The sequence below is a fragment of the Shewanella schlegeliana genome, from assembly GCF_016765635.1.
GTDB lineage: Bacteria > Pseudomonadota > Gammaproteobacteria > Enterobacterales > Shewanellaceae > Shewanella > Shewanella schlegeliana.
The window spans coordinates 25,267-34,720 of the sequence record NZ_JAESVD010000019.1 but is presented as its reverse complement, the minus strand read 5'-3'; the positions used below and the strand labels follow the sequence as shown (position 1 = coordinate 34,720).

Sequence of the window (9,454 nt, the reverse complement as noted above, 5' to 3'; positions counted from 1 at the left end):
CGCTCAGTGACTTGTTTAACAGCTTCTATTTTGAACTCATCTGGATATCGTTTTCCGCGCATGTAACACCTCATATTTTTGGTTAAGTATAACTCTATGAAGTGTCTACTGTTCTAGGGGCTTACCACTATGGCCGCTGTTTGTTTGGATGGCTGATAAACAGAGTGAATGTCCGATATGTTTAAAACATTTAGCTTTTGCCATAGATCCTCACCCTTTGAAACACCACACTAAGCATTTAACACTTAACTACTAATCCCATCGAACTAGAGTAAAGTCTAAAATATTTAAATATCGACGATAATTAATCCCAAAAAATCATAAGCAAACAATGATAAAAACATCGGGTATTTACCACCATTAAAAATTAAGTCGCCTTTTTCTTATCACGACAAATATGCAGCAAGGTGAATTAAGATACTTCACTAGTGATCCGCTCCTTGTAGAGCATCTCGCCTGTAAGTTCAGAGTGAAATGAACTTCATCTTGTATTCTTTAATGGAGGAGCATTAGCATTCGATTCAGTTTCAAAACAATTCGAATCACTCCCCTCAGCTCAAAATGAGCCTCTTCATAACGGAGCCAGTATAGTTAAGGAAATATCGCAGCCATAATTTATAAAGGTGTTCGCACTTATTTAACATGAAGCAGGAACGTCTAATAATATTTCAAACAATGAAGGCTATGTTTTCCACAGCAATTACAGCAAGCTAGGCTATGCTGTAATCTATTCGCTGACTTAGCCAACAATGCCACAGTTTTTCAAGCAATTTAAGTCGTGCTAACCTAGTATAAAGTTAGAATGGAGCAAACCGTAAGACCAAAAAAGGGAGCTAAAACTTCCTTTCTTTTCTATATGATTTCGGTATTGATTTAAGCTCAAAGTAGAACTCCACTATCTAAGTGGCAGCAATTAAGAGCATAGTTCGAATAGGCTCTGGTAAGTTTGCATCCAACGTAACAATTCAACTCTATTACGAGACTGGGTCTTTCTAAAAATCGATGAGATATGTGCTTTTACCGTATGCTCACTTATACAGAGTTGGTGGCCAATCTCTTTATTACGCGCTCCACTTGAGACTAGCTTAATAATGGTTCTTTCACGCTCGGTTAGCATTTGAATCATCATCGCACCTTCTTGCGAAGGCTCAGAGCCACTATTTAAATGCTTAACTAAATAATTAAGTATGTCACTCAGTAACTTTCGCTCGTACCAAAGCTCGTTAGCAATCATTTTACGTAAGCCAATTAATAGCAAATCCATTCCCTGATCGGTATATAATATCCCCTTAATTCCCTGCAGTATTGCAGCTTTAGGATCTAACGTATCACGTTCAACTTGATATAAAGCGATTGGAAACTGAGGTACAAGTCTAGTTACAACTAAAGGGATCCCTTTACTATCAAGGGCTGCCCCCTTTTGAGCAACGAGCATGAAGCGATTCCCCCCATTTTCCATTACAAGATCTGATGGACTTTTTATTACACTAGTCTTTAAACCAATAGATTCGGCCAAAATAGCCAAATGACATGGCGATACAGCCTGATGAATAAACACTAGCTCATCGATTTTACTCATTAAAATCACTCCTTGAAATAAACGACTCTTCGCACTAAATTCATTCCTAACCAAATTAAGCGCTAGTTTGGCAACCGACACCTACAGCCACGCAAAACAGATAACACAACCAGCACAAACGGAGACAACAAAGTAAACCCCCATAAAAACACAATATAACAAAATATAAAACCACAAAAAACAAACAGGATTAACAGGCAAAGAGCTTTCTCTTCAGCAATTTATTGAAAATTTGTAAGCTTGTTATTTGACTATCTTCTGGTGCATTTTGATATTTACCGTTTGCTCTGACGCTCCTCTTTCTTTAAATTCGCGACATAGAAAATGCGCGCAAACAAAAATAGTGATTAGAGTTTCTCCATGGATTTCTTGTACACCTAAGCTGCAATACTCGATGCTGCACTAGCATTGAAATGATGCCCTGAGTATCAAGTGTCAAAACAAGCTCATATTTTGCAGCAACGAATAATTAACCACATGATGAGTAGAGAAATAAGTCGAAAACGACTTTAGTCTGACCTAGGGGTTAACCATTAGCGTCTATATGCTATCGCAGATGGAATTGAATTGGCTCCACCAATATTTAGTCCAATGGCAAGCTAAGGGGTGATCGTAAATGATCTATTGATAGGTAGATCTTTTTCTCATTATAGTCACCTAATATTTATCAAAATGGCCTACTTACAGCTCTCACAAACAAGCAGTGCTTATACGTGCCTAATGTTCCGTTATTAGCAACAATAGCCTAACTTGCTCGCTCTATCTTGAAGCTCATTCTATATTCAAATATATTTTAACTGATTATACAGTTCACCTTTGACCTTAATATGCCGCCATTTTAAAATCGGATAGCAACCGCTAGCAATCCTATCTCACACTTGCTTATTTATTGATTTTCTACACTAGCAGCTATTCAATCAGTTTTATGCTCAAAACTAGAGTTATTACCACCAAAGCATCAAAAATAGAATAAAGACGTAGTTCTTTCATCTATATTTTTCAAAAGGCATCTTTAGGCTAACTTTGCAAAGGATTAGATTAAATAGCGAATAAAAATCTATAAAAAACCCAGCATTTCTGCTGGGTTTCATCATTATTAGGTGCCTATTTTGACACTTTTAATTTATACATGTCCTAAAACGGGATATCGTCGTCCCAACCATCATCCAAATCTGGAGTGAAGTTCTGCTGAGGCTGTGGCGCTGGGCGCTGTTGTGGCGCTTGCTGCGGAGCTGGTGCAGATTGTGGCTTTGGTGCATAACCACCTTGTTGAGGTGCTTGCTGCTGTTGCTGTGGTTGCTGTTGGTAACCACCTTGTTGAGCCGGAGCTTGTGGCTTAGGCTGATAGCTGCTCTGCTGTTGAGGCTGCTGTTGCTGACCGTAGCCACCTTGCTGTTGCTGCTGACCATAGTTCTGGTTGCCACCCTGTGCAGGCGCGCCAGCATTTTGGTTACGGCTACCTAGCATCTGCATGCTGCCGCCTTGATCGACAACCACTTCAGTGCTGTAACGATCTTGACCACTTTGGTCTTTCCACTTACGAGTCTGTAGCTTGCCTTCAAGGTAAACTTGAGAGCCTTTACGTAAATACTCACCAGTGATTTCAGCTAGTTTGCCGAACATCACAACACGGTGCCATTCAGTACGCTCTTGCTGCTGACCTTGTTGGTCTTTCCAAGACTCACTTGTCGCCACGGTAATATTGGCTACGGCATTGCCGTTAGGCATGTAACGTACTTCAGGATCTTGCCCTAAATTACCGACCAAAATTACTTTATTGACACCACGACTAGCCATTGAAATCTCCTGGAACGTATATTAAATTTTTACTAATCGACAGAGCGTAACACAGCTCTGGCTTCTCTCAAATCGAAATGGTCATCTACTTTTAAATAAGCCACTTTCTCTTCGAGGACAACGATAGCTTCTGACACGCCCGCTAACGCTGACAACTCAGTCGCCATGGTCACTGCGCTCTGTTTATCGGTCACATTCGCTTCTAAAGTGTAACTCTTGAGTAGCACAGGATTTTTCATGCCGAAGGTCAATAAAAACCACAGACACATTAAACCTAATGCGACCGCAAATACCCCTGATGCACCGACCAATTGATAAGCGCCACCACCCAATAAACCACCACAAAACGCACCTAAAAATTGACTGGTCGAATAAACGCCCATCGCCGAACCTTTATCGCCCACCGGGCAAAACTTAGCAATTAGGCTAGGAAGTGATGCCTCTAGGTAGTTAAAGCCTGTAAAGAACAAGACAACAGCAATGCTCAACACCACTAAATTATCGGCAAACATCGCCATCGACCCCAGTGCGGCCATCATGATGATAAGTGCAACCTGAAACATACCTTTAGTATTATTGCGTTTAACTCCAATAATAATCAGTGGCACCATTAAGAAAAACGCTCCCATAAAGGCAGGGAAGTAGAGCATCCAATGCTTCTCTTTGGCTAGACCTGCATCCACTAAATCCAGTGGTAGTGCCACAAATACTGCTGTTAGCACTAAGTGCAAGATGAAAATGCCTGCATCGAGTCTAAACAGCTGAGGATCGAATAACATGCGCTTTAGCTTTTCTGGCGCGGCAACCGTATCCCCCTTTGGGGCCTGACCGACTGGAGTCGGCACTAACAGCTGTACGATCAGCATGCCTAAAATGGCGAGTCCTGCTGTCATCATAAATAGACCCGATAAGCCCAACTGCTGGGCCACAATCGGACCGACCAATAGCGACAGTGCGAACGAGAAACCGATACACATACCGATAATCGCCATCACTTTGGTACGCTGTTCATCACGAGTAAGATCGGCTGCAAGTGCTAACACCGCGGCGGCAATTGCGCCCATGCCTTGCAATGCTCGTCCTGCCACTACGCCATAAATAGTCTCTGCATTGGCCGCCACTAAACTGCCTAAGGCAAAAATCAGTAATCCTGTGAGAATGATTGGCTTACGGCCAAATTTATCAGATAAGATCCCCATAGGGATCTGCAGAATCGCTTGGGTTAAGCCATATGCACCAATGGCGATACCCACCCATAAAGGCGAAAAACCTTCTAGATGCTGTCCGTAAAGCGCAAACACTGGCATGATCATAAACAAGCCCATCATGCGTAGCCCAAACACACTGGCTAATGAAAACGCGACTTTTTTTTCAGTCTTGGATAGTCCCTGGTTGGCCATGCCCGCCCTGCTCTATGAACTTAAAATTAGGTCGCGCAGTTTATCATGAAGTTTTTCAATAACCCAAAGGTAAAAGTAAAAGGTGTATATTTGAGTCACGTTTTAATTTACTGACTCTCAAAGCCCCAATATCAAGGGCCTCAAGCACTAGCGCAATGCAAAATCTTAATTTCGTCCTACAATTGATAGCCAGTTCTGTCTATTTCCACAGGCAAATTTGTGAGATACTTAACCACTTTTTTCGGCTTTGAGATCTGAACGCTAGATGGAAAATATTGAAGTACGTGGTGCTCGTACCCACAATCTTAAAAACATCAACCTGACTATTCCTCGTGACAAACTTATCGTGATCACAGGGCTATCGGGTTCTGGCAAATCCTCTCTTGCATTTGACACTCTCTATGCAGAAGGGCAGCGACGTTATGTCGAGTCATTGTCAGCCTATGCGCGTCAATTCTTAAGTTTGATGGAAAAGCCTGATGTTGATCATATTGAGGGATTAAGCCCGGCTATCTCTATCGAGCAAAAATCGACTTCTCATAACCCACGCTCAACCGTGGGTACCATTACCGAAATCTACGATTATTTAAGACTACTGTTTGCCCGTGTAGGCGAGCCTCGCTGTCCGACTCACGGTAAGCCTCTTGCGGCACAGACGATTAGCCAGATGGTTGATAAGGTGCTAGAACTGCCTGATGGCAGCCGTCAAATGCTATTGGCTCCGGTCATTAACAACCGTAAAGGCGAGCATGTAAAACTATTAGAAAGCCTGTCTGCACAGGGTTATATTCGCGCCCGTATCGATGGTGAAGTGTGTGACTTAAGCGATCCGCCAGAGCTAGACCTTCACGTTAAGCACACCATCGAAGTAGTGGTTGATCGCTTTAAAGTACGTGAAGACATGAAGCAGCGTTTAGCCGAGTCATTTGAAACTGCCCTCGAGCTATCGGGTGGTATAGCAAAAATTGCCAGTATGGAGCCTGTCGAAGGCAAGGCTAAGCCTGAGGAGCATGTATTCTCAGCCAATTTCGCCTGTCCAGTGTGTGGCTACTCCATGGCCGAGCTTGAGCCGAGGATCTTCTCCTTTAACAACCCGGCGGGTGCCTGCCAAACCTGTGATGGGCTTGGCGTGCAGCAGTTCTTCGACCCTGAGCGGGTGATCACCAATACCGAGTTGTCATTAGCTGGCGGCGCGATTCGTGGCTGGGATAGACGTAACTTCTATTACTTCCAGATGCTGACCTCGCTTGCGGATCACTACAAGTTTGATATCGAAAAGCCCTTCGAGCAGCTTAGCGATGAAGTACGTAAAATCGTGCTTTACGGCTCAGGCAATCAAAGCATCGCGTTTAAGTACATTAACGATCGCGGCGATGTTGTGGTGAGAAACCATCCCTTCGAAGGGATCTTAAACAACATGGACAGACGCTACCGCGAAACAGAGTCAAACGCCGTCCGTGAAGAGCTGACTAAGTTTATCAACACTCAGCCCTGCCAAAGCTGTGGTGGCTCTCGTCTGCGTGAAGAAGCCCGTAACGTCTTTATCGAAGACCTTAACCTACCAGTATTGACCCAGTGGTCAATCGGTGAGGCCGCACAATACTTTGAACACCTTGAGCTAACGGGACAGCGTGCCCAAATTGCTGACAAGATCTTAAAAGAGGTGCGCGATCGTCTTGGCTTCCTGGTTAATGTCGGCTTGAATTACTTAAGCCTTTCACGCTCTGCCGATACTTTATCGGGTGGGGAAGCTCAGCGTATTCGCCTCGCCAGCCAGATAGGCGCAGGCCTTGTTGGCGTCATGTACGTCCTAGATGAACCTTCTATTGGTCTACATCAGCGAGATAACGAGCGCTTACTACAAACCCTTATTCATCTGCGCGACTTAGGTAACACAGTTATCGTGGTTGAGCACGATGAAGACGCGATTCGCATGGCTGATCACGTTATCGATATCGGCCCTGGCGCCGGCGTACATGGTGGTCAAGTTATCGGTGAAGGGACCTTGCAAGATCTGCTTGATTGTAAAGAATCGATCACTGGTCAATACCTGTCAGGTGAGAAACAAATTCACATCAAGACCGAGCGTAGCCAATATGATCCAAACAAGCTCATTGAGCTATTTGGCGCATCGGGTAACAACCTTAAAGATGTCGATCTGCAAATTCCTGTGGGCTTGTTCACCTGTATTACTGGCGTATCTGGTTCTGGCAAGTCCACACTTATCAACGACACCTTCTACAAGATTGCTCATATACAACTGAACGGTGCAACAGTTGATGAACCTTCTCCTTATAAGAAAGTGGTCGGCATGGACCATTGCGATAAGGTGGTCGATATCGATCAGAGCCCAATTGGTCGTACACCGCGCTCAAACCCAGCCACCTATACCGGTATTTTCACGCCAATTCGTGAACTGTTTGCCGCGACTCAAGAGTCGCGTACTCGCGGTTATCAGCCAGGGCGTTTCTCATTTAACGTCAAAGGCGGTCGCTGTGAGGCTTGTCAGGGCGATGGTTTAATCAAGGTAGAGATGCATTTTCTACCCGATGTATACGTACCTTGTGACAGCTGTAAAGGTCAGCGCTATAACCGCGAAACCTTAGATGTTCGCTTTAAGGGCAAGAACATTCACGAAGTACTGCAGATGACCGTTGAAGAAGCGAGACCTTTCTTTGATGCTATCCCAGCTATTGCCCGTAAGTTGCAAACCCTTATGGATGTGGGTTTGTCCTATATCCGCTTGGGTCAAAGTGCCACAACCCTGTCGGGCGGTGAAGCCCAGCGCGTGAAGCTCGCTAAAGAGCTATCGAAACGTGATACCGGCAAGACGCTGTACATTCTCGATGAGCCAACAACGGGTCTGCATTTTGCTGATATCCAACTATTATTGGATGTATTGCATCGCCTCAAGTCGCACGGCAACACTATTGTAGTGATTGAGCATAATCTGGATGTGATAAAGACTGCAGACTGGATTATCGATCTCGGCCCTGAGGGCGGTTCTGGTGGTGGTACGATTTTGGTTGCAGGCACGCCTGAAGAGGTAGCTGAGCATACCGAATCTCATACAGCACGCTTCTTAAAGCCACTGTTAAGTAATACATAGAGCCAGTTAGAGAGTTGATGCACTTCAGAAATCTCTTCTTAAGCACAAGCCTAGTCATGATGCTAGGCTTGCTGCTTATTGCCGTATTCGACCCCCTCATGGGTAGCGGTAAGTCAGTCAAGGCTAGAGTGATTAGCAGTGATGATGAGTCAAGTACCATAGCTCTGCCCGATGGCAGTATCGCTCGCGTGGCTGTTGGTAATCTAAAAAAAGACTCACGGGTCAAAGTCACGGCTAAACAGCGACTGTTTTCGCGCCTTTCGGTTTATAAACTCAGAGAGAGCAAACCTACAACTCAACAGAAAGCGAGTATAAGGTAAGCAAAAGATAATCGCCAAACAGGAAGTTAGGCACTAATCTCATTAAAAGGCTCAATATCATTCGTAAGGTATAGCAAAAGGCAAAATGGATGCTGCGTTTACTGATAATAACAACGGCTTTACTAGGCTCTTCGCTACTGACTTCTTGCGCAAGCCACCCTAACTGCGATAAGAAGCCGCCAATCTATTGGGCCGACGTTACCACCATTACAGCCGATCTACATGCCCTAAGTTCGGCCCGTTTACAGGGACGCAAAACAGGAACAGAGGGTGCCGCCTTAACCCGAGAATTTCTTCAGCAACGCTTCGAACAAGTCGGACTCCTCCCCTGGCAAGACCAATATCGACACCCTTTTAGCTACCGACGCTCATTCCGTGACAGAGTGGGGATCAATATGGTCGGAATGCTCCCTGCAGAACAGGAAACCCAAAGTTGGCGCGTCATCATCGCCCACTATGATCATCTTGGAGGTAGCGACAGGCGTTATTACCCTGGTGCCGATGATAATGCTTCGGGCATTGCTGGATTATTGCAACTAGCCCAATTTGCGAAAGACCAAGGTAGCAAAGTTAATCTGCTATTTGTTGCTACTGATGCAGAGGAACCAGGGCTTTACGGAGGATACGCTCTCGTTGATACACTTAAGCTTGCAAGCACAACGCCCAATATTGAGCAGGTAGAGCTAGTAATAAACCTTGATATGATTGGCAGACCCGATCGAACTGGCGCCATCTATATTGAGGGAGCAAGGCGTTTCGATTCTTTCTCTGAGATGCGAAAGTCCATCAGGCAAGATAACCAGATCTGCATTCGAACTCAGCAGCCTAAAGCCTTCGATGGTTCAGTCATCTCTATCGACTTTTTACGCGCCTCCGATCACTATCCTTTTCATCAAGCAGGCATACCTTGGCTCTATTTTGGCGTACCAATCCATAGGGATTACCACCAACCGACTGACACCGCGGATAAAGTAGATGTTAACTTTCTCGCTGCGGTTAGCGAATCTGCCTATCAACTGCTAAAAATAGACAGCTTAGTACTCAAAACTCCGCAATAAACATACTGTTTAGTCGTTTTTTAACCAGCGCAAGTCATTATTTGGCCTATAATTTGCTTTAAAACCTGATAAAACTTCAGGATTGATTGGTAATACCAATTGTAAGCTGCTATACTAGTCGGCTTACTGATATGTTTCGGTGCGGGAAGTCGACACGGGGTTGATTTTCTGTCTATTAAACATCAGCACAT

Annotated in this window: 6 protein-coding genes; 3 read left to right on the top strand and 3 right to left on the bottom strand. The window is 44.5% G+C overall.

All coding sequences use genetic code 11. From position 1 onward, the window contains the following. Positions 1-913: 913 nt before the first annotated feature. From JMA39_RS21030 to JMA39_RS21020, 3 genes are all read right to left on the bottom strand, one after another. Entirely contained in the window at positions 914-1,579 is a 666-nt protein-coding gene (locus tag JMA39_RS21030; protein WP_202723838.1) for a response regulator transcription factor, read from the bottom strand. Between the two features lie 1,134 nt (positions 1,580-2,713). Next, on the bottom strand, positions 2,714-3,376 hold the full coding sequence (ssb, locus tag JMA39_RS21025; RefSeq protein WP_202723837.1) for a single-stranded DNA-binding protein: 663 nt from the start codon (positions 3,374-3,376) through the stop codon (positions 2,714-2,716). Between the two features lie 32 nt (positions 3,377-3,408). Next, positions 3,409-4,776: an MFS transporter gene (locus JMA39_RS21020; protein WP_202723836.1), complete on the bottom strand. Its 1,368-nt coding sequence runs from the start codon at positions 4,774-4,776 to the stop codon at positions 3,409-3,411. Between the two features lie 265 nt (positions 4,777-5,041). On the opposite strand from JMA39_RS21020, the gene uvrA reads away from it, so the two are divergent. The 3 genes from uvrA (at position 5,042) to JMA39_RS21005 (ending at position 9,263) form a co-directional block, all read left to right on the top strand. Then, positions 5,042-7,885, top strand: a complete 2,844-nt coding sequence (uvrA, locus tag JMA39_RS21015) for an excinuclease ABC subunit UvrA (RefSeq protein ID WP_202723835.1) — start codon at positions 5,042-5,044, stop codon at positions 7,883-7,885. Positions 7,886-7,902: 17 nt separating this feature from the next. Continuing rightward, the gene (locus tag JMA39_RS21010; protein ID WP_202723834.1) at positions 7,903-8,205 is read left to right on the top strand and encodes a hypothetical protein; all 303 of its coding nucleotides are present in this window, start codon (positions 7,903-7,905) and stop codon (positions 8,203-8,205) included. 89 nt (positions 8,206-8,294) lie between these two features. Continuing rightward, the gene (locus JMA39_RS21005) at positions 8,295-9,263 is read left to right on the top strand and encodes a M28 family peptidase (protein WP_202723833.1); all 969 of its coding nucleotides are present in this window, start codon (positions 8,295-8,297) and stop codon (positions 9,261-9,263) included. Positions 9,264-9,454: the final 191 nt, after the last annotated feature.